This is a genomic window from Burkholderia sp. A9 (assembly GCF_000801975.1).
On sequence record NZ_JSZN01000013.1, the window covers coordinates 32,304 to 53,603 of the forward strand.

The 21,300-nt window shown below is 68.9% G+C and carries 16 protein-coding genes and 2 pseudogenes; 8 read left to right on the forward strand and 10 right to left on the reverse strand.

From position 1 onward, the window contains the following. The first annotated feature begins 44 nt into the window (after nt 1-44). The 3 genes from gcvP to PI86_RS06875 all read left to right on the forward strand — a co-directional run bounded on the left by gcvP (nt 45) and on the right by PI86_RS06875 (nt 5,680). Nucleotides 45-2,972, forward strand: coding sequence for an aminomethyl-transferring glycine dehydrogenase (gcvP, locus tag PI86_RS06865; RefSeq protein ID WP_039320179.1), 2,928 nt, complete (start codon nt 45-47; stop codon nt 2,970-2,972). A 152-nt stretch (nt 2,973-3,124) separates the two neighbouring features. Continuing rightward, nucleotides 3,125-4,261 carry an alginate lyase family protein gene (locus PI86_RS06870; RefSeq protein ID WP_039320181.1) on the forward strand — a complete coding sequence of 379 codons (1,137 nt, stop codon included), beginning with the start codon at nt 3,125-3,127 and terminating at the stop codon, nt 4,259-4,261. A gap of 30 nt (nt 4,262-4,291) precedes the next feature. Continuing rightward, the gene (locus PI86_RS06875; protein WP_014895532.1) at nt 4,292-5,680 is read left to right on the forward strand and encodes an L-serine ammonia-lyase; all 1,389 of its coding nucleotides are present in this window, start codon (nt 4,292-4,294) and stop codon (nt 5,678-5,680) included. An 87-nt stretch (nt 5,681-5,767) separates the two neighbouring features. Here PI86_RS06875 and PI86_RS06880 read toward each other — a convergent pair whose 3' ends face one another. Beyond that, nucleotides 5,768-6,052, reverse strand: a complete 285-nt coding sequence (locus tag PI86_RS06880) for a type II toxin-antitoxin system RelE/ParE family toxin (protein WP_039320183.1) — start codon at nt 6,050-6,052, stop codon at nt 5,768-5,770. Beyond that, nucleotides 6,049-6,510, reverse strand: coding sequence for an antitoxin PaaA2 family protein (locus tag PI86_RS06885; protein ID WP_014895530.1), 462 nt, complete (start codon nt 6,508-6,510; stop codon nt 6,049-6,051). The genes PI86_RS06880 and PI86_RS06885 overlap by 4 nt, the downstream gene beginning before the upstream one ends. Before the next feature lie 306 nt (nt 6,511-6,816). Here PI86_RS06885 and PI86_RS06890 point away from each other — a divergent pair, with 306 nt between their 5' ends. Both PI86_RS06890 and PI86_RS06895 read left to right on the forward strand, forming a co-directional pair. Then, nucleotides 6,817-8,520, forward strand: a complete 1,704-nt coding sequence (locus tag PI86_RS06890) for a thiamine pyrophosphate-binding protein (protein ID WP_039320186.1) — start codon at nt 6,817-6,819, stop codon at nt 8,518-8,520. Then, nucleotides 8,517-9,635, forward strand: a complete 1,119-nt coding sequence (locus PI86_RS06895) for an ADP-heptose--LPS heptosyltransferase (protein WP_039320189.1) — start codon at nt 8,517-8,519, stop codon at nt 9,633-9,635. Before PI86_RS06890 ends, PI86_RS06895 begins: the two co-directional genes overlap by 4 nt. 49 nt (nt 9,636-9,684) lie before the next feature. Here the strand turns inward: PI86_RS06895 and PI86_RS06900 are convergent, their stop codons facing one another. The 3 genes from PI86_RS06900 to PI86_RS06910 form a co-directional block, all read right to left on the reverse strand. Further along, nucleotides 9,685-10,719 (reverse strand): helix-turn-helix domain-containing protein, encoded by a 1,035-nt coding sequence (locus PI86_RS06900; RefSeq protein WP_039320192.1) that lies wholly within the window; start codon nt 10,717-10,719, stop codon nt 9,685-9,687. A 197-nt stretch (nt 10,720-10,916) separates the two neighbouring features. Continuing rightward, nucleotides 10,917-11,459, reverse strand: a complete 543-nt coding sequence (locus PI86_RS06905; protein ID WP_039320194.1) for a hypothetical protein — start codon at nt 11,457-11,459, stop codon at nt 10,917-10,919. 325 nt (nt 11,460-11,784) lie between these two features. After that, nucleotides 11,785-13,311, reverse strand: a complete 1,527-nt coding sequence (locus PI86_RS06910; RefSeq protein WP_039320197.1) for an aldehyde dehydrogenase family protein — start codon at nt 13,309-13,311, stop codon at nt 11,785-11,787. A gap of 319 nt (nt 13,312-13,630) precedes the next feature. Between PI86_RS06910 and PI86_RS06915 the strand changes: the two genes are divergently transcribed. Continuing rightward, nucleotides 13,631-14,059, forward strand: coding sequence for a pyridoxamine 5'-phosphate oxidase family protein (locus tag PI86_RS06915; protein WP_039320233.1), 429 nt, complete (start codon nt 13,631-13,633; stop codon nt 14,057-14,059). A gap of 119 nt (nt 14,060-14,178) precedes the next feature. Continuing rightward, nucleotides 14,179-14,280 (forward strand): annotated as a pseudogene (locus PI86_RS16940) (LysR family transcriptional regulator); the annotation flags it as partial. A gap of 33 nt (nt 14,281-14,313) precedes the next feature. Here PI86_RS16940 and eutC read toward each other — a convergent pair. From eutC to PI86_RS06935, 4 genes are all read right to left on the reverse strand, one after another. Further along, nucleotides 14,314-15,105: an ethanolamine ammonia-lyase subunit EutC gene (eutC, locus tag PI86_RS06920; RefSeq protein WP_039320199.1), complete on the reverse strand. Its 792-nt coding sequence runs from the start codon at nt 15,103-15,105 to the stop codon at nt 14,314-14,316. Next, a complete protein-coding gene (locus PI86_RS06925; RefSeq protein ID WP_039320202.1) occupies nt 15,102-16,499 on the reverse strand; it encodes an ethanolamine ammonia-lyase subunit EutB in 1,398 nt (465 codons plus the stop codon). The genes eutC and PI86_RS06925 overlap by 4 nt, the downstream gene beginning before the upstream one ends. A gap of 111 nt (nt 16,500-16,610) precedes the next feature. Then, on the reverse strand, nt 16,611-18,023 hold the full coding sequence (gene eat, locus PI86_RS06930; RefSeq protein ID WP_039320204.1) for an ethanolamine permease: 1,413 nt from the start codon (nt 18,021-18,023) through the stop codon (nt 16,611-16,613). A 186-nt stretch (nt 18,024-18,209) separates the two neighbouring features. Next, the gene (locus tag PI86_RS06935; RefSeq protein ID WP_039320206.1) at nt 18,210-19,673 is read right to left on the reverse strand and encodes a mechanosensitive ion channel; all 1,464 of its coding nucleotides are present in this window, start codon (nt 19,671-19,673) and stop codon (nt 18,210-18,212) included. 275 nt (nt 19,674-19,948) lie between these two features. On the opposite strand from PI86_RS06935, the pseudogene PI86_RS06940 reads away from it, so the two are divergent. Further along, nucleotides 19,949-20,826, forward strand: a pseudogene (locus PI86_RS06940) (AraC family transcriptional regulator). Between the two features lie 130 nt (nt 20,827-20,956). Here the strand turns inward: PI86_RS06940 and PI86_RS06945 are convergent. Next, nucleotides 20,957-21,298 carry a zinc ribbon domain-containing protein gene (locus tag PI86_RS06945; RefSeq protein WP_039320209.1) on the reverse strand — a complete coding sequence of 114 codons (342 nt, stop codon included), beginning with the start codon at nt 21,296-21,298 and terminating at the stop codon, nt 20,957-20,959. Nucleotides 21,299-21,300: the final 2 nt, after the last annotated feature.

Here is a 21,300-nt window from a genome sequence, read left to right on the forward strand (position 1 = left end):
CCGCGCGCGGCCGGCCTCGGCCCGCGCGGGACCAGAGTCACGCCATGAAGCTCGAACACCCGGACCGCCTGATGAACCGCACGCCCCTCTCGCTCGCCGCGCTCGAAACGCATGACGCGTTCGCAGAACGCCACATCGGCCCCGATGCCGCCAGCCAGCAGGCCATGCTCGACACGCTCGGCTTCGCGTCGCGCGCCGCCCTGATCGACGCCGTGATCCCGGCCTCGATCCGCCGCGCCGAAACGCTGCCGCTCGGCCCGTTCGCGCAACCGAAGAGCGAGGCCGAAGCCCTCGCCGCGCTGCGCGCGCTCGCGGACAAGAACCAGGTGTTCCGCTCGTATATCGGCCAGGGTTACCACGACACGCACACGCCGGCCGTGATCCTGCGCAACGTGCTCGAAAACCCGGCGTGGTACACGGCCTACACGCCGTACCAGCCCGAAATTTCCCAGGGTCGCCTCGAGGCGCTCCTGAACTTCCAGCAGATGGTCGCCGACCTCACGGGCCTCGCGATCTCGAACGCATCGCTGCTGGATGAAGCAACGGCCGCGGCCGAAGCGATGACGCTGCTGCAGCGCACCGGCAAGCCGACGTCGAACGTGTTCTACGTCGCCGACGACGTGCTGCCGCAGACGCTCGAAGTGATCCGCACGCGCGCGCTGCCGATCGGCATCGAAGTCAAGACGGGCCCGGCGGCCGACGCCGCACAGGCCAACGCGTTCGGCGTGCTGCTCCAGTACCCGGGCGTGAACGGCGACGTGCGCGACTACCGCGCGCTCACCGACGCGATCCACGCGGCCGGCGGCCATGTCGTCGTCGCGGCCGACCTGCTCGCGCTGACCGTGCTGACGCCGCCCGGCGAATGGGGCGCGGACGTCGCAATCGGCAACACGCAGCGCTTCGGCGTGCCGATGGGCTTCGGCGGCCCGCACGCCGCGTATCTCGCGGTGCGTGACGAATTCAAGCGCCAGATGCCGGGCCGCCTCGTCGGCGTGACGGTCGACGCGCAGGGCAAGCCCGCGCTGCGCCTCGCGCTGCAAACGCGCGAACAGCACATCCGCCGCGAGAAGGCGACGTCGAACGTGTGTACCGCGCAGGCGCTGCTCGCGATCATGGCGAGCATGTACGCGGTCTACCACGGCCCGCACGGCCTGAAGACGATCGCGCTGCGCGTGAACCGGATCGCGGCGCTGCTCGCCGCCGGCGTGAAGCAACTCGGCTTCGCGACCGTCAACGACTCGTTCTTCGACACGCTGACGATCGACACCGGCGCGCGCACCGCGCAGGTCCACGAATTCGCGAAGGCGCAGCGCATCAACCTGCGCCGCGTGAGCGACACGCAAGTCGGCGTGTCGGTCGACGAAACGACGACCCGCGACGACCTCGCCGATCTCCTCGGCGTGTTCGCGCAGGCTGCGGGCGGCACCGCGCCGGGCGTCGACGCGCTGGACGCGGGCCTTGGCGGCGCCGCCGCGCTGCCGGCCGGCCTCGAGCGCACAAGCGCGTACCTGACGCACCACGTGTTCAACCGCCACCACTCCGAAACCGAAATGCTGCGCTACCTGCGCAGCCTGTCGGACAAGGATCTCGCGCTCGACCGCTCGATGATCCCGCTCGGCTCGTGCACGATGAAGCTGAACGCGACGTCGGAAATGCTGCCGGTCACGTGGCCTGAATTTGGCCAGATCCACCCGTTCGCACCGGCCGAGCAGACCGTCGGCTACCGCGAGATGATCGACCAGCTCGAGCAGATGCTCGTCGCGGCCACCGGCTACGCGGCCGTATCGCTGCAGCCGAACGCCGGCTCGCAAGGCGAGTACGCGGGCCTCCTGATCATCCACGCGTATCACGCATCGCGCGGCGAAGCCCATCGCGACGTGTGCCTGATCCCGGCATCCGCGCACGGCACGAACCCGGCATCCGCGCACATGGCCGGCATGAAGGTCGTGGTCGTCGCCTGCGACGCGCAGGGCAACGTCGACATCGCCGACCTGAAGGCGAAGGCCGAACAGCACTCGAACGACCTCGCGGCGATCATGATCACGTATCCGTCGACGCACGGCGTGTTCGAACAGAACGTCCGCGAGATCTGCGAGATCGTGCATGCGCACGGCGGCCAGGTGTACGTCGACGGCGCGAACATGAACGCGATGGTCGGCCTGACCGCGCCGGGCCAGTTCGGCGGCGACGTGTCGCACCTGAACCTGCACAAGACCTTCTGCATCCCGCACGGCGGCGGCGGCCCGGGCGTCGGCCCGGTCGCGGTCGGCGCGCACCTCGCGAAGTTCCTGCCGAACCAGCGTTCGACCGGCTATGCGCGCGAGGAAGACGGCATCGGCGCGGTGTCGGCCGCGCCGTACGGCTCGGCGTCGATCCTGCCGATCTCGTGGATGTACATCGCGATGATGGGCGCGAAGAACCTGACCGCCGCCACCGAAACCGCGATCCTCAACGCGAACTACATCGCGAAGCGCCTCGCGCCGCACTATCCGGTGCTGTATTCGGGCCCGGGCGGGCTGGTCGCGCACGAGTGCATTCTCGACCTGCGTCCGCTCAAGGAAACGAGCGGCATCAGCGTCGACGACGTCGCGAAGCGCCTGATGGACTACGGCTTCCACGCGCCGACGATGAGCTTCCCGGTGCCGGGCACGCTGATGGTCGAGCCGACCGAATCGGAATCGCAGGAAGAACTCGACCGCTTCATCGCCGCGATGATCGCGATCCGCGACGAAATCCGCGCGGTCGAGGAAGGCCGCGCCGATCGCGAGGACAACCCGCTGCGTCACGCGCCGCACACGGCAGCCGTCGTCACCGCGAACGAATGGCCGCACGCGTACTCGCGCGAGCAGGCTGCGTACCCGGTCGCGTCGCTCGGCACGAACAAGTACTGGCCGCCGGTCGGCCGTGCGGACAACGCCTATGGCGACCGCAACCTGTTCTGCTCGTGCGTGCCGATGTCGGAATACGCGTAACGCCCACCGCGCTCCGGAGTCCGGCCGTGACCACACCGCACGCAGCCATCGGTTGCGTGCGGTTTTTACGTCCGCTGCCCGGCCGACCGTTTCACGCTTGCCCGCCAATCCGGCTAACATCACACGCGATCCAGCCAATCAAGGAGTTCCGCATGGTGCGTCCGATGTTTCCGGGCCATGGTGCAACGCAGGAGCGGCCGCGCACGCGCCGCTTCGTGCCGCTGCTCGTCGCGTCGCTGTCGTTTGCCGCCGCCGGCCTCGGTACGGCCGGCAGCGCACGCGCGGCAATGAATTTCTGCGCAGCGCCCGCGTTGCAGGCGAGCGAGACGACGCAGGCCGAGCCGGGCGTGCAGGCGCTGATCCGCAGCGTCGACGCGCGCATCGGCGAGCAGCCGAAGGCAATGGCGCGCGTGCACACCGAGGGCACGCTGCCGCACGAAGGCATCTACGACCAGAGCGCCGACGCGCTGAAGGACATGGAGCTGATGCGCGACGCCGCGCTGGCGTGGCGCGTGACCAATGCGCCGCGCTACCTGCAGCTCGTCGACCGCTTCCTGTCCGCGTGGGTCTCGACCTACCAGCCGAGCTTCAACCCGATCGACGAGACGCGCTTCGACAGCCTGATCGTCGCATACGACATGACGGCGAGTGCGCTGCCGGTCAGGACGCGCAACGCGACGGCGGCGTTCATCGCGAAGCTCGGCGCCGGCTATGTCGCGCAGATCGACGCGCAGAAGCGCCCGCTCGCCGGCACCTGGCGCAACAACTGGCAAAGCCACCGGATCAAGCTGATCGCGCTGTCCGCGTTCACGCTCGGCGATCGCAAGATGATGAACGCCGCGCAGCGGCTGTTCGTCGAGCATCTCGCCGACAACATCGGCCCGGACGGCAAGACCTGGGATTTCGACGAACGCGACGCGCTGCACTACGCGGTGTACGACCTGCAGCCGCTGGTGACGGCCGCGCTCGCCGCGCGCCGCTTCAACCGCAACTGGCTGCGCGAGCGTGGCGCGAACGGCGCGACGCTCGCGGCCGCGCTCGACTGGCTCGTGCCGTACGCGCTCGGCGAGAAGACGCACGAGGAATTCGTGAATTCGCCGGTGCCGTTCGACGCGAAGCGCCGCGAGGCCGGCTTGCCGGGCTACACGGGGCAGTGGGACCCGAAAAACGCCACCGAACTCTTTCATCTGGCCGCGCGGCTCGACGGGCGCTATGCCCGTGTCGCGCAGCAGCTATCCCCCATGCCGCCCGCATGGCTCGCCGCGTGCCTGCCATTGCAGGCGCGCTAGCATTATTCTTATAGCAAGGCAGGAATCAAAATGGCAGTCAGCGTGTTTGACCTCTTCAAGATCGGCATCGGCCCGTCCAGTTCGCATACGGTCGGACCGATGCGTGCGGCGCTGATGTTCGTCCAGGGCCTCGAGCGCGACGGGCTGCTCGACGCGACGGCCCACGTGAAGGTCGAGCTGTACGGCTCGCTCGGCGCGACCGGCAAGGGCCACGGCACCGACCGCGGCGTGATGCTCGGCCTGCTCGGCGACGCGCCCGACACCGTCGACCCCGAAACGATCGACGCGCGGCTCGAGGACGTCCGCAAGTCGAAGCAACTCGCGCTGCTCGGCACGCATCCGGTGCCGTTCGTGCTGAAGGAAAACATCGCGTTCTACCGGCAAGCGCTGCCCGAGCACCCGAACGGGATGAAGCTGCGCGCGTCCGATGCGAACGGCGCGGTGCTGGTGGAGCGCACTTACCTGTCGGTCGGCGGCGGCTTCGTCGTGACGGCCGGCGCGCCGAACACGAAGGTGCTGAGCGCGGCCGAGCAGATGACGCATCCGTTCCGCACCGGCGCCGAGCTGCTCGCGCTGACCGAAGCGACCGGCAAGTCGATCGCGCAACTGATGTGGGAAAACGAGCGCGCGTGGCACACCGAGGAACAGACGCGCGACGGGCTGCTGAAGATCTGGGCCGTGATGCAGTCGTGCGTGTCCCGCGGCTGCGGGATCGGCAACCCGGAGGCCGACGGCAACCTGCCCGGCCCGTTCCAGGTCAAGCGCCGCGCGCCGCAGCTGTATCGCGCGCTGACCGGCAACCCGGAGCGCGCGCTGCAGGATCCGCTGTCGATGGTCGACTGGATCAACCTGTACGCGATCGCGGTCAACGAGGAAAACGCGGCCGGCGGCCGCGTCGTCACCGCGCCGACCAACGGCGCAGCCGGCATCATTCCGGCCGTGCTGCACTACTACACGCGCTTCACGCCGGGCGCAAACGAGCAGGGCGTGATCGACTTCCTGCTGACGGCCGCCGCGATCGGCATTCTCTACAAGCTCAACGCGTCGATCTCGGGCGCGGAAGTGGGCTGCCAGGGCGAAGTGGGGGTCGCATGCTCGATGGCGGCCGGCGCACTCGCGGCCGTGCTCGGCGGCACGCCGCGTCAGGTCGAGAACGCAGCCGAGATCGGGATGGAGCACAACCTCGGCCTCACCTGCGACCCGGTCGGCGGGATGGTGCAGATCCCGTGCATCGAACGCAACGCGATGGCGTCGGTGAAGGCCGTCAACGCGGCACGCATGGCGCTGCGCGGCGACGGCTCGCACTATGTGTCGCTCGACTCGGTGATCAAGACGATGCGCGAGACGGGCGCCGACATGAAGACGAAGTACAAGGAAACGTCGCGCGGCGGGCTGGCCGTGAATATCGTCGAGTGCTGAGTGTCCGCGTGCCTGTCGCTTGACGCCAAGCTTCGCCCAAGTGAACGTTCCTCGGCGCCCCTGGCGTTTTCCCGGGCGCGCCGTACATCACGGCCACTGCCGTCGCGCATGCAGCACGCGGAGAATCTCCACGATGCCGTCGGCCGGCCGGAGGCGATACACGAGCACGTAGTTCGGCGCGATCACCAGCTCGCGCGTGCCGGCCACCCGCCCTTGCCGATACAGCTCGGCGTGGGCTGGTAACATCGCGGCCCGTTCTTCCAACAGTTCGTCGAGTTCGAGCACGGCCAGCGGGTCGTCCTCGCCGATGTAGTCCATGATCGCGGCGCGATCCTCGCACGCCTTCGGATTCCAGTGCAGCGCGAGCGTCAAGAAGCATCCCCGCGCCTGCCCGCGAGCCGTTCACGCAGCGCCGCACGGCGCGACGCGAAGTCGGCGCTGACTTCGGCGTCGGGAATCGACGCACGCGGATCGTCCAGTGCCTGCTGCACCTGCTCGCGAAACCAGCGATCGTGGGCCGCTGCCTCGTGTGCCGCCTTCAACGCAGCCGCGCGATCGGGCCGGGTTGCCCGGCCGGCCGCATCCGGGTCGTACGTCGACGCATCCACGTCGAACCGGCTGATGCCGATGTCGCGCAGAAAACCGACCAGCGTCTCAAAACGACGAAACACCCGCACGTCGCCGCGCTTGGCCGACAGGAAGCGTTCGTGCACGCCGCAACGGGCCGACAGCGCCCAGCCGTTGCCGCAACCGACCACACGGGCCCCGCGTACGGCGCCGGCTTCGACCAGTTCCACCAACGTCTTTTGATCGATCGTTTCGGTTGCCATGGTGATCCTCGATTCCGTTATCCATCAGTCATGCGCCGAAATTTTACTATTAAATGGAATCCCATTTTATTGTTACTTGGGCGACTCTCTTTTCGAGTCGGGACAAGCGTCCGGCTCGACGTCCGTAGCGCCCACTTTTTCACCACCGCGCAAGCATGCACAAGCTGGCCGCTCGGCCAGCCGAAACCGGCACGTGCAACACACACCCGGTCGCCCGCCGTTCCGACACTTTTCACCGGCCGGCGTACCGGCGCCCTGCCAACGGGCGTAAGCTGTACGTCCCGCTACCCAGGGAGACGGCAGCCCATGTCGCATTCCAAGGAACTCGAGCCGCGCGCCACCACCGGTGCGCGACTGCTCGTCGATGCGTTGCTCGCCAATCACGTCGAACGCGTGTTCTGCGTGCCGGGCGAGAGCTTCCTCGCCGTACTCGATGCGCTGGCGGACGACACCGCGCGCATCCAGACGGTCGTCTGCCGCCACGAGGCGGCGGCCGCGAACATGGCGGAGGCGGTCGGCAAGCTGACCGGCCGCCCCGGCATCGCGTTCGTCACGCGCGGGCCCGGCGCGACCCATGCGTCGATCGGCGTTCACACCGCGTTCCAGGATTCGACGCCGATGATCCTGTTTGTCGGCCAGTGCGCGCGCGAGCACCTCGACCGCGAAGCCTTCCAGGAAATCGACTACCGCCGGATGTTCGGCCAGATGGCGAAATGGGTCGCGCAGATCGACGACCCGCGCCGCATTCCCGAATACCTGAGCCATGCGTTCCACGTCGCGACGTCCGGCCGGCCCGGCCCGGTCGTGCTCGCGCTGCCGGAGGACGTGCTGTCCGAGGCCTGCGCGGCGCAGCCGGTCGTACCCGCCGCGAAACGCGTCGCGGCATCGCCGTCGGCCGCGCAGATCGACGAGTTGCGCGAGCGGCTCGCACGCGCCGAGCGGCCGTTCGCGATCGTCGGCGGCAGCGGCTGGACGCCCGACGCATGCGCGAACCTGCGCACCTTCGTCGAACGCTGGCAACTGCCGGTCGCTTGCGCGTTCCGCTTCCAGGACACCTTCGACAACGCGCACCCGAACTACGCGGGCGACGTCGGCCTCGGGATCAATCCCGCGCTCGGCAAGCGCATCCGCGACGCCGACCTGCTGCTGGTGCTCGGCCCGCGGCTCGGCGAGGCGACGACGGGCGGCTACACGCTGCTCGACATCCCGAAAACACGCCAGACGCTGATCCACGTGCACCAGGGTGCGGACGAACTCGGCCGCGTGTATGCGGCCGACCTGCCGATCGTGTCGGGGATGCCCGAGATCCTGGCGCCGCTCGCCGCGCTCGAACCACCGGCGCACCTCGGGTGGGCCGGCACGGCCGCCGACGCGCACCGCGCGTACCGCGAATGGCATGCGCCGCTGCCGATGCCCGGCGACGTCCAGCTCGGCGACGTGATGGTGCAGCTGCGCGAGCGCCTGCCGCACGACGCGATCCTGACCAACGGCGCCGGCAACTACGCGATCTGGCTGCATCGCCACTTCGCATACCGGCACTTCCGCTCGCAGCTCGCGCCGACCAGCGGCGCGATGGGTTACGGGCTGCCGGCCGCGCTTGCCGCCAAGTCGCTGTATCCGTCGCGGGCCGTCGTCGCGCTCGCCGGCGACGGCTGCTTCATGATGGCCGGCAACGAGCTCGCGACCGCGATGCAATACGGGCTGAACATCGTCGCGATTGTCGTCAACAACGGTCATTTCGGCACGATCCGCATGCATCAGGAGCGCAACTATCCGGGACGCGTGCACGGCACGGGGCTCACGAACCCCGATTTCGCCGCGTATGCGCGCGCGTTCGGCGCGCATGGCGAGACGGTCGAGCGCACCGCCGATTTCGCGCCCGCGCTCGAGCGCGCACTGACTTGCGGGCTGCCGGCGCTGATCGAGATCCGCATCCCGCAGGATGCCAGCACACCGGCGGCGACGCTCGAGCAGATCCGCGAGCAGGGCCGCCGCGCACGCGGCATATGAAGGTGCGGACGCACGCCGTGCCGGCCGGCCTCGCGCTGTCGCACGACGACGCGCTCGTCCACCCCGGCACGCTGCTCGCGCCCGACGGCATGCTCGTCGCGCCGTACGACATCGAGCACGGCAGCGATCGCGCGGAAGGCCACGTGCCAGCCGCACCGGCGCTGGGTTTGCTGCACGCCGCGCACCGGCCGTTCCGGCTCGACTACGACCGCGCGACGGACGTGCACGTGATCAACGGGATGGGCGTCACGCTCGGCGATTCGGTGATCGGGCTGACCGCGCTGGACGCATTGCGCGGCGCGCATCCCGGCCTGCGCTTCGCGCTGTACCGGCCGGCCCGCGCGCCGCGCTACGTCGACGCGCTGTATGCGCTCGCGGCCGACGTCGTCGCGCCGTCACGCGCGCTGCCCTGCACGATCGATGCGCTGCCCGCGCACGTGCCGTGCATCGATCTCGGCAATCACCTGTACTGGCCCGCGTTCGCGTCGCAGCCGATGATCGATTTCTTTCTCGACGCGCTCGGCGCGGACCCGGCCGCAGTGCCGGCCGCCGCGAAGCGCAACCGCTGGCTCGCGCGGCTGCGCCTGCCCGCGCTGCCGGCCGAATGGCAGCGGCCGTACGTGCTGTTCTGCCCGAATGCGAGCACCGCGGTGCGCAGCGTGCCGCCGGCGCTGCGCGCGGCATGCGTGGAGCGACTCATGCAGCGCTACGGGCTGCCGGTGGTCGGGTTCGGCGCCGTCGCGCATCCCGCGTATGTCGACGTGAGCCGCGACGCGACCGACACCGCATGCTTCATCACATGGATCAAGGGTGCGAGCGTGCTGTTCGCGCCCGACACGGCCGCGCTGCATCTCGCCGACGGCTTCGACGTGCCGACCCTCGGCTGCTTCACGACGATCAGGCCGGCGCTGCGCGTGCGTGACTATCCGCACTGCGTGCCGGTCGCGCTCGACCTGCCGGACGCATTGCACGGCATGCATCGCAGCGAACGGCCGGACGATCTCGCGGCAGTCGAAGCCGCCTATCGGGCGATTGACTGGGATGCGCTGCCGTGGCCGGCACCGCGCGCAGCCGCGGGTCCGGGTACGGCCGAATCGAAAATCGAAACGAGATAGTCGCCCGAAAGACCGAACACGCAGCGGTATCCACGTGCCGCCGCCCGGCTCATCCCGCCGCCACCATCACCGCGCGATCGCGCAGCGTCTCCGACGGCCGCTTGCCGAACAACCGCCGGTAGTCGGTCGCGAACTGGCTCAGGTGCCAGAAGCCCCACGCCTCCGCGACGTCCTGCACCGAACCCGCGGCCCGCCCGCACAGATCGCGCCGCGCGCCGTTCAGCCGCAGCGTGCGCAGATAGGTCGCGGGTGCCATGCCGAGCACGTCCTGGAAACAGTACTGCAGCGTGCGCCGGCTCACGAGCAGCTGCTCGCACAGCTCCGGCACGCCGACCGGGCGCGTGCGGTGCGCGAGCACGTAGTCGCGCGCCTGCTCGACGATCCAGCGCCGCGTCGACGGCGCGCCGCCGGCACCGTCGTCCGCCGGTTGCGCGCATGCGTCGAACAGTGCGGCCAGCACCTCGGCCTGCAGGTCGTCGCGCTGCGCATCGGGCAGCGGGCCGCCGACGGCCGCCGCGCCGTCGAGCCGGCGGCCGAGCAGCGCGCACAGGCGCGCGAGCCGCGTATCGCCGACCTGGATCACGCGCTGCGTGAACAGCCGCTCGTCGAGCGCGCGGCGTTCGACTTCTTCCGCATAGCGGCGCAGCACGTCGCCGCGCACGACGACGCCATAGATCGAGAACTGCGCAGGCGTCAGCAATTCGAATTCGACGTTGCCGGGCCGGAACGCCAGCGCGCCGGGCCCGATGCGGCACGCATCGACGCGCGCAGTGCCGTCGCCCGCGAGCGGGATGCCGAACCAGTACGCATCGCCGCGCACCTCGCACGCCTGGCGCAGCAGGTGGCTGGTCGATTCGCGAAACAGCTTCATCGTGTCGAGCGGCAGCTCGGTCAGCGTGCCGACGAAGCGGCCCGCCGCGAGCTGGTCGTAAGTCTGCCGCCAGCCGATCAGGTTGCGCGCCTGCTCGTCGGCGTCGTGCGCGACGCTGACCACGGCCTGACCGGCCAGCGCGTCGTCGCCCTGCGCGCTGCACCGCGTGTCCTCGGCCGTCGGCTCGTCAATGCACTCCATGCGTCGCTCCATCGTGTTCTCCTCACCTGCCCGGCACCGCGTCCATCATGCAAGTCCCGTGCCGAACCGGCCGGTTCGGCGACAAGCCCGTCATTCCACGCTGTCCGGGCCGCGCGCGCCATGCGGGCGCACCCGAAGGCGGCGTGTCGCGCACCGTGCGGGTGCGGCAGGCGCGCCGCCGCCGGCCAGCGGCCAGCGGCCAGGACCGGCTATGTTCCCGGCCGGAGCCGCACGACCCGCGTGCCGCAATTTCCGTACGCCTGCGCGACCGCCAGCTCGACGATCGGGCTGCCGGCCGCCCAGGGCATTGCGTCCGCGCCCGGCAGATCGGCGCGCACCGTCGCGCGGCCGTTGATCCGGTAGCGGATGCCGCGCACGAAATCGACGAACAGCAGCCCGACGCCACTGCCGTCGCATGCGCGCGCATCGATCCGGCCGGCGGCGCCGTGCGTCGGCAACGCGAAGCGCAGCGTTTTCGTGTCGATCACGCGCACGACCGGCAGCAGATCGCCGTTCGCGTCGCGCAGGCTCTGCACGATGTCGCAGGTCACGCGTGCCGGTGCGCCGCTCGTCGTGCCGACGAACATGAACGGCTGCGATTCGATGAACTGCCGCACGCCGATGCTCACCCGCGTCGTCACGACGTCGCTCATCCGCTCGGCTTCGTCGGCGACGCCGAAGCGCTGATGCGCGTCGAGTTCGCCCGCGTGGAACACCGGGTGGCGCGGCAAGGATCGGGGCGGTTCTGCCATGCTGGTTTCTGTCGGACCCATCGGTGCACCGTGCGGCCGCGAACCCGCGACTGCCGGTATCGTTTCCGGCGCAGGCCGCAGCAACGCACGGCCGACGCCGCGTATCGAATGTCGAAACGCAAAAACGGCGAAGTGCCGGATCGACGATCGTCAGCGCATTGCCGCGGTGCGGGCACCGCGCGACGGCCGGACCCGCATCGCCCGGCCGTCGAACGTTCCCCGGCAATCCGGCGTCAAACGCGTCGCCGTCCGGAGCCGGCAACCGCACCGGTCGGCGTTGCGCTGCCGACCGGCCGGCTCCGGCCCTTCGCCCCTGCTCCGGAGCTCAGAAGAACCCGAGCGCCTCGGCCTGGTAGCTGACCAGCAGGCACTTCGTCTGCTGATAGTTCGACAGCGCCATCTTGTGCGTCTCGCGACCGATCCCCGACTGCTTGTAGCCGCCGAATGCCGCATGCGCGGGATACAGGTGATAGCAGTTGGTCCACACGCGGCCGGCCTCGACCTCGCGGCCCATCCGGTACGCACGCGTGCCGTTGCGCGTCCACACGCCCGCGCCGAGCCCGTAGAACGTGTCGTTCGCGAGTTCGATCGCTTCCTGCTCGTCCTTGAACGTCATCACCGACGCGACCGGCCCGAAGATCTCTTCCTGGAACACGCGCATCTTGTTGTTGCCGAGCAGCATCGTCGGCTTCACGTAGTAGCCCGTGCCGAGCTCGGCGGCCGGCGCCGTACGCTCGCCGCCCGTCAGGCATTGCGCGCCTTCGTCACGGCCGATGTCGATGTACGACAGGATCTTGTCGAGCTGCTGCTGCGACGCCTGCGCGCCGATCATCGTCTGCAGGTCGAGCGGGTGGCCGCCCTTGATGCGCTCGACGCGCGCGACGGCCTTCTCGATGAAGCGCTCGTAGATCGATTCCTGGATCAGGATCCGCGACGGGCACGTGCACACTTCGCCCTGGTTCAGCGCGAACATCGCGAGCCCTTCGAGCGCCTTGTCGAGGAACGCGTCATCCTGGTCGAGCACGTCGGCGAAGAAGATGTTCGGGCTCTTGCCGCCCAGTTCGACCGTCGACGGGATCAGGCTGTCGGCCGCCGCATGCAGGATGTGCTTGCCGACCGGCGTCGAGCCGGTGAACGCGATCTTCGCGATCCGCTTGCTGGTCGCGAGCGCTTCGCCCGCTTCCTTGCCGAAGCCGCTCACGATGTTGATCGTGCCGGCCGGGAACAGGTCGCCGATCAGCTCCATCAGCACCATCACCGATGCGGGCGTCTGCTCCGCCGGCTTCATCACGATGCAGCAGCCGGCCGCGAGCGCCGGCGCGAGCTTCCACGCGGCCATCAGCAGCGGGAAGTTCCACGGGATGATCTGGCCGACCACGCCGAGCGGCTCGTGGAAGTGATACGCGACGGTGTTGTCGTCGATTTCGGAAATGCCGCCTTCCTGCGCGCGGATGCAGCCCGCGAAATAGCGGAAGTGGTCGATCGCGAGCGGCAGGTCGGCCGCCATCGTCTCGCGCAGCGGCTTGCCGTTGTCGATCGTCTCGGCCACCGCGAGCAGCTTCAGGTTCTTTTCCATCCGGTCGGCAGCGGCGAGCAGCAGGTTCGCGCGCTCGGCCACCGATGTCTTGCCCCACTTGCGGCGCACGGCATGCGCGGCGTCGAGCGCGAGCTCGATGTCGTCGGCACCCGAGCGCGGCACGCGGCAGAACGGCTTGCCGTTGATCGGCGACACGTTCTCGAAGTACTCACCCTTCACCGGCGGAACCCACTTGCCGCCGATGTAGTTGTCGTACTGCTGACGATACGGATATTCGACGTCGAGGCCCAGTTGCTTCAGGTCAAACGGGTTCATACATGTCTCCTGTTCATCGTGCTTGTGTGAATGCAGCGCCGGTTGGATCGCGCTGCACGGTTTACGCAACATGCGTGCCAAACGGAGCGAAAACGGAACAGGAGCGGCGTGTGCGGCTGCCCGCCGTGCGGGGCATCCGCGCGCGGCGAACGGGTGTACCGATTCTGAACACCGCGATGACACAGCGGCGCGGCGGGGTGTTCGGATTTTCCACAGCGCCCGTGCGCAGCCGCATCTGCGCATCACGTGCGCGTGCCTGGCATGTCGCTTGCGTGCGGATCGCAAATCCGCCCGTACCGGCCACGCGCCGACCGAAACCATGAACGATCCGGCCCCCCTGACCGACGACGCCGTCGCGTTCATCCGCGAACAGGCCTTCCTGATCGTCGCGACCGCGAACGCGGACGGCGACAGCGACTGCTCGTATCGCGGCCGGCAGCCGCGCGCGGACGGTTCGTTCGAACTGCTCGTCGACCTGCCCGATCGCCGCACGCTGGTGTTGCCCGACTTCGCAGGCAACAACCTGTTCAACACGATCGGCAACCTGCTCGTGAATCCGGCGATCGCGCTGTTGTTCGTCGATTTCGTCCGGCAGACGACGTGGCTCGTGCAGGGACGCGCGACGATCGACGAGGATGCGGGAAGCCGCGCGCACCTGTGGCCCGATGCGCGGCGCTATGTGGTCGTTGAAGTGGGAAGTGCGCACGCGCGGGCCGATGCGGCGCTGCCGCCGCTCGTGCTGGCGTGATGGGTGCGGCGCCCGGTCGCCGCCGACGCGGAGCGTTCACGTGTGCGGGTTGACGCGACGCGGGTGGCCGGTCGTCGCGGCAGGAAGGTGACGATCGCGAAATGCACGGCCGTCGTTGCCGGATCACGCCGGGCCAGTTATCGATCGTGTGGCCATCGAGCCGGCAGCTGTCGCCGAAGCTGCGCATGTTCGTCGACCTCCGGTGCGAACGGCTGTTCAAGTTACCGCGCGGCGTGCACCGCCGCGTCACGCCATCACTCGGCGCCGATCCGCTCCGCTTCCTGCTGCGGCAGCAGCGCATCGCTGTCGTCCTTCAGCCCGACACCCGTGAGCCCGAGCCGGCGCGCATGCGTGATCAGGTAATGCAGCTTGTGCGCAGCGGCGGCATGCGGCAGCCCTTCGGGCCGCACGTTCGAGATGCAGTTGCGCAGCGCGTCGTGGCAGCCGACCTTCGGCGCCCAGGTGAGGTACACGCCGAGGCTGTCCGGCGAACTGAGCCCCGGCCGTTCGCCGATCAGCATCGCGACGACCTGCGCGCGCAGCAACTCGCCGATCTCGTCGCCGAGTGCGACGCGCGCCTGCGTCGCGACCACCACCGGCCCGAGCCGCCAGCCGTCCGCGTCGAGCCGCGGCCGCACGGCCTGCAGCAGCGGCAGCGCCTGCTTCGCGGCCGCGAACGCCGACAGCCCGTCGCCGACCACGAACACGATGTCCGGCGCGTCGTCGAGCGCGGCGCCATAGCCGGCCAGCAGCGCGCGTCCGTCGTCCGACAGCTTGCGGCCGAGGTCGGGCCGGCGCAGGTAATGCTGGCGGTCGGGCGCCGCACTCTGCACGCCGAGCGTCGCGAAGCCGGCTGCGTCGATCTCGCGCCGCAACGCGTCCGCGTCGAGCGGCTGGTGCACGGCGTCACGCGCCTGCGCGTGCGACAGGTTGAACGCGAGCAGCGGCTCGGTCGGCAGGCTGTTGCCCGCGCGGCCGAGCGCGATCCGCGCGTTCGTGAACGACTTCAGCTGCGCCCACGGGTTCTTTTCGACGGCGTCGCTCATGCGGAAATCCCCATCCAGTCGTTCGCGCCCGCGAGCAGCGGCACGCGCGAGCTCGCGGCGCGCAGCGCGCCGTGCGCGTCGGCGATCTCCATCGTCTCCAGCCATTCCTCGAACTCGGGCGCGCGGCGCAGGCCGAGCACCTCGCGCACGTAGAGCTGGTCGTGAAACGACGTGCTCTGGTAGTTCAGCATCACGTCGTCCGCGCCCGGTATCCCCATGATGAAGTTGATGCCGGCCGCACCGAGCAGCGTCAGCAGCGTGTCCATGTCGTCCTGGTCGGCTTCCGCGTGGTTCGTGTAGCAGATGTCGCAGCCCATCGGCACGCCGAGCAGCTTCCCGCAGAAGTGATCCTCGAGCCCCGCGCGGATGATCTGCTTGCCGTCGTACAGGTATTCGGGCCCGATGAAGCCGACCACCGTGTTCACCAGGAACGGATCGAACTTGCGCGCGACCGCGTACGCGCGCACCTCGCAGGTCTGCTGGTCGACGCCGAAGTGCGCGTTCGCCGACAGCGCGCTGCCCTGCCCCGTCTCGAAATACATCAGGTTGTTGCCGACGGTGCCGCGCTCGAGCGACAGCGCGGCCTCGCGCGCCTCGCCGAGCAGCGCGAGCGAGATCCCGAAGCTCGCGTTCGCCTTCTCGGTGCCCGCGATCGACTGGAACACCAGATCGACCGGCGCGCCCTTCTCGATCGCGGCGATCGTGTTGGTGACGTGGGTGAGCACGCACGACTGGGTCGGCACGCCGTAGCGCTCGCGGAACGTGTCGATCATCGCGAGCAGCTTCACGATCGCCGCGAGGCTGTCGGTCGCCGGGTTGATTCCGATCATCGCGTCGCCGCAGCCGTACATCAGCCCGTCGAGCATCGACGCGGCGATGCCCTTCACGTCGTCGGTCGGGTGGTTCGGCTGCAGCCGCACCGACATCCGGCCGGCCAGCCCGACCGTGTTGCGAAAACGCGTGACGACGCGGCGCTTGCGCGCGGCGGCGATCAGGTCCTGGTTGCGCATCAGCTTCGACACGGCCGCGACCATCTCGGGCGTGAGGCCCGGCGCGATCCGCTCGAGCGCGGCGCCGTCGGCCGCGGGCGACAGCAACCAGTTGCGGAAATCGCCGACGGTGAGGTGCGAGATTTCCGCGAACGCGGCCGCATCGTGATCGTCGATGATCAGGCGCGTGACTTCGTCGTGTTCGTACGGAATCACCGCCTCGCTCAGGAAGGCTTTCAGCGGCACGCCCGCGAGCGCGATCTTCGCGGCGACGCGCTCCTCCTCGCTGGCCGCCGCGACGCCGGCGAGCTGGTCGCCGGAGCGCAGCGGGCTCGCCTTCGCGAGCAATGTCTTCAGGTCCGCGAAACGGTACGTGCGCGGGCCGATCGTCTCCGTGTAGGACATCGTTCGAATCTCCTTGCCAGTCCTTGCCCATCGTTGCCGGACGGCGATGGCGCGCCCGTTCGACGGGGCGCGCCGGATGCCGTCAGGAACGGCCTTGCAGGTTCGCCATCGTCACTCCTCGAGCAGCACGTCGCCCGGCGCGCTCGCGCGCTGCGAACGGGTCGCGAGGAAGTACGCGTAGCCGAGCGCGAGGAACGCGACGAACACCATCGCCACCAGCCCGTTGAAGTACACCATCGTCCCGAGGCAAATCAGGGCCGCCACGATCGCGAAGGCCGGGAAGAACGGGTACAGCGGCGCGCGGAACGGTCGCTCCAGGTTCGGCTGCGAGCGGCGCAGCTTGAACAGCGCCGCCATGCTTACGATATACATCACGATCGCACCGAACACCGACATCGTCACGATGTTCGCGGTGAGCGTCTGGCCGCCGAACTGGATCAGCTCGTCGCTGTAGATCGCCGCGATCCCGACCACGCCGCCCGCGAGAATCGCGCGATGCGGCGTCTTGAAGCGCGGATGCACCTTCCCGAGCCACTCCGGCAGGTAGCCTTCACGGGCCAGCGCGAAGATCTGGCGCGAATAGCCGAGGATGATCCCGTGGAACGACGCGACGAGCCCGAACAGCCCGAGCCACACGAGCATGTGCATCCAGCCGCTGTTTGCGCCGACGATGTATTTCATCGCCTGCGGCAGCGGGTCGTTGATGTTCGCGAGCTTGGTCCAGTCGCCCGCGCCGCCGGCGAACACCATCACGCCGACCGCGAGCGTGACGAGCGTCAGGATGCCGGCCACGTATGCGATCGGGATCGAGCGCTTCGGGTTCTTCGCTTCCTCGGCGGCCATCGCGACGCCCTCGATCGCGAGGAAGAACCAGATCGCGAACGGGATCGCCGCGAACATCCCGTGGAATGCGCCGACGCTGAAATGATCGGCGCCCGACCAGCCGCCCTTCATGAAGTTGCTCCACGCGAAGCCCGGCGACACGACGCCCATGAACACCAGCAGCTCGAAGATCGCGAACAGCGTGACGACCAGTTCGAAGGTCGCCGCGATTTGCACGCCGACGATGTTCAGCGCCATGAACACGAGATACGCGCCCATCGCCGCATGTTTCGGTTCGAGCCCCGGAAACTGCACGTGCAGGTACGCGCCGATCGCGAGCGCGATCGCAGGCGGCGCGAACACGAACTCGACGAGTGTCGCGGCGCCGGCCAGGTAGCCGCCCGCCGGGCCGAACGCCCGGCGCGCATACGCGAACGGGCCGCCCGCATGCGGGATCGACGTCGTCAGTTCGGTAAAGCTGAAGATGAAGGTGGTGTACATCGCCGCGACGAACAGCGCGGTGACCACGAAACCCAGCGTGCCCGCGCTCGCCCAGCCGTAGCTCCAGCCGAAGTATTCGCCTGAAATCACGAGGCCGACCGCGATACCCCACAGTTGCCAGGTCCCGAGCGTCTGCTGCAGCGCGGGCTGGCCGGATGACTTGGCGCCGGCGGCGGGCCGGCCATTCGACTCTGCTTTCATCGGATTCTCCTGAAAGGCGCCGGCCTGCCGGCCCGCGCGACTGAGAATCGATGCTAGAGAGTCATTAAACGACGTGTTATCGAAATTCGGCAAAGATGACGGCTGACGTTTCGCCCACCGCAACGCCGCCGCCTGCATCGCCACCTCGGTCCGGCCGCCCGCGGCAGCCGGACCGCCGCGGCCCGCTTACTGGCCGCCGCCGCGCTGGTTGAACCAGCGGTCGAGCAGCTTGCCGGCCGCTTCGCGACCGCCGAGGCCGAACGACAGCGCGACCGCCACCGCGATCGCGCCGAGCACGAGGCCGAACGCGAGCTGCACGATCTCGTTCGCGATGCCCATCGCGCGCAGCCCCATCGCGAACACCAGGCCGAGGATCGCAAATTGCGCGATCCGCGCGAACAACACGCTGTGCTCTCGGTCGGCCTGCTCGATCACGCGGCGCGCGAGGCCCGCGAGCCACACGCCGATCACGAGGATCACGCCGCCCATCAGCACGTGGCCGCCGAATTCGATGAACAGCGTGACGACGTCGCGCACCTGCGTGAAGCCGAGCCGGTTCGCGGCCTCGACTGCCGCGAACAGCATCGCGAAGAACACGATCAGCCGCGCGACCAGCACCGACGGCTGCAGCATCCCCGAAAACACGCGTTCGACGCCAAGCACGGCCGGCAGCCCGTCGGCACCGGCGGCTTCCAGCAGCTTCTGCGCGAGCGACGCGACGAAGCGCGCGAAATAGAACGTGACGAGCACGATCACGATCGCCGCGACGATGTCCGGCACCGCGCCGAGGAACTGGTTCAGCATGTTGGTGGCGGGAATCGAGATTGCTTCGATCTTCAGCGCGTCGAGCGCGGAGATCAGCGTCGGCACGAACACGAACACGTAGACGATCGTGCCGATCAGGCTCGACACGCGCACCGGCGTCGGGCTGTCCAGACGCGCGGTGAGGCGATCGGCGCCGGCGGCGACCAGCAGGTTCGTCACGAGGCCGCGCAGCACGCGCGCGACGACCCAGCCGACGAAGCCGATCACCGCGGCCGCGAACACGTTCGGCACGATCTCGAGCAGCTTGTCGACCATCCCCTGCACCGGCGACAGCAGGCCGGACAGCGCGAACGACGCGAGAATCGCCGGCAGGAACATCAGGATCACGAGCCAGAACAGCACGTCGCCGAGATAGCCGCTCATCGGCTGCATGCCAGCGCTTTCGGACAGCTTGTCGTCGACCTTGCTCGCCTTCAGCGCGCGGTTCGCGAGGCTGCGCAGCAGCGATGCGATGAGCCACGCGATCAGCGTCAGCGCCGCGCCGCCGATCAGGTTCGGCAGGTAGTTGACGATGTGCGTGACGAGCAGCGAGAACGGATTGGAGACCGCGTACAGGTTGAGCACGTTGAAGATGCCCACCGCGGTGACGAGCAGCACGAGCCAGAACAGCCCGCCGGCGATGATGCGCTCGACGCACGCGCCCTGGCCGGTGCTTTCGTTGATCCGCTGATCGACCTTCAGCGCATTGAGCAGCCGGAGCGCGCCGGCCCGCACCGCCACGGCGATCAGCCAGCCGATCACCAGGATGCCGATCGCGCCGGCGATCTTGGGCAGGTATCCGCCTAGCGTGGTCTGCAGCGACGTGATGAAGCTGGAAGCATCCATTTCTTCTTCTCCCGAAAAACGTGGCGTTGCGATTGAACATCGACGAACTACCTGCGTACTTCGAAAACCGTGCTTTGCCGCCCGAAGCAACTTACCCGAGAAAAATGACGCGTTGACCCGATTTCACCGTCTTTAACTTTAGACAGTTATCGGCGGGGACGAGACCCCATTTCGGCCAAATAAAAAGGGGCGGATTTCGCTGCCCTACGCATCTCCGCACGATTTATCAAACGGCGGCGTGCTACCGTGACGTCGATGCTTGCCGGGGCGCGCCAATGAGCGTTGAAAAGAAAGCGGAAACGCCTGCGTGGGTCCGCTATGCCGCGCGGGTCGCGCGCGTGCACGACACCATCCGCGCGCACCTCGACGACCGCTCGACCTGAACCGGCTCGCCGACATCGCGTGCCTGTCGCCGTATCACTGGCAGCGCGTCTGTCGCGCGCTGTACGGCGAGTCGATCGTGCTGACGGTGCGGCGCATGCGAATCGTGCGAGCGTCCGAGGATCTCGTCTGCACGGCGCTGCCGCTCGACGCGATCGCGCGGCGCGAAGGTTACGGCTCGACGCACGCGTTCGCCCGCGCATTTCGCGATGCTTACGGCGTGCCGCCCGCGCAGCACCGGCGCGCCGGGGTCCATCGGCCGATCTATCCATTACAGCGAGGAGAGGAAGACATGTTCAAGCATGAAGTCGAAATCCGGCAGCAACCGGAACTGCGCGGTTATGCGGTCGCGCATACGGGCGCGTACCTGAAGGTCGGCGACGCGTTCGGGCGGATCGGCGCGTGGGCCGGGCAGCACGGAATGATCGGCCCCGGCGCGAAGATGATCGGGATCTTCTATGACGATCCGGATACGACGCCGGAAGCGCAGCTGCGCGCGAAAGCGTGCTTCGTGCCAGCCACCGGCGCGCCGGACGTCGAGCCGGCGCCGCCGGTCGAGCGCACGACGATCGCGGGCGGCGACTACGCGGTGCTGCTGCATACGGGACCGTATGCGGAGCTGAAGACGGCCTACCAGTGGCTGTACGGCGACTGGCTGCGTCACTCGGGCCGCGAAGCCGCCGATGCGCCGCCGTTCGAGCTGTACCTGAATACGCCGATGGATGCGGCGCCGGCCGACCTGCGCACGGAGATCCATTTGCCGCTGCGTTGATCGACGGAGCGGTGCTGGGGTGCCGGGGTGCCGGGGTGCTGAGGTGCTGAGGTGCACGGCGACGCCCGTTGCAGGCGCCATACCGTCGCTGGTCGGCTTTCACGCCGGCAACGAGGCCGGCGATCGCGCCTTAGCCGGCTTGCGTCCCGCAGCCCGGGCAGAACCGGGCGTCGGCGGCAAGCGCCGCGTGGCAACGGCTGCAGGCCCTGCCGCGCTGTGCTGTGCCGCACTGCGCGCAGAATCGCGCATCCGCCCCGTTGAGCGCGCCGCAACCCGCGCAGGCGATCTGGCGCACCGGCACGTTGCCGCCCTTGCCGCCATGGCCGTCGGACGACGGCTGCCAGCCCCACCCGTGACGATCGCGGCCGCGCGCATCATGGCCGCCGTGATGCCCGCCACCATGGCCGCCATCGCCATGCCCACCGCCGTGGCCACTAGCGTGGCCGCCCAGGATCCGTTTCAGAAAGCTCATCG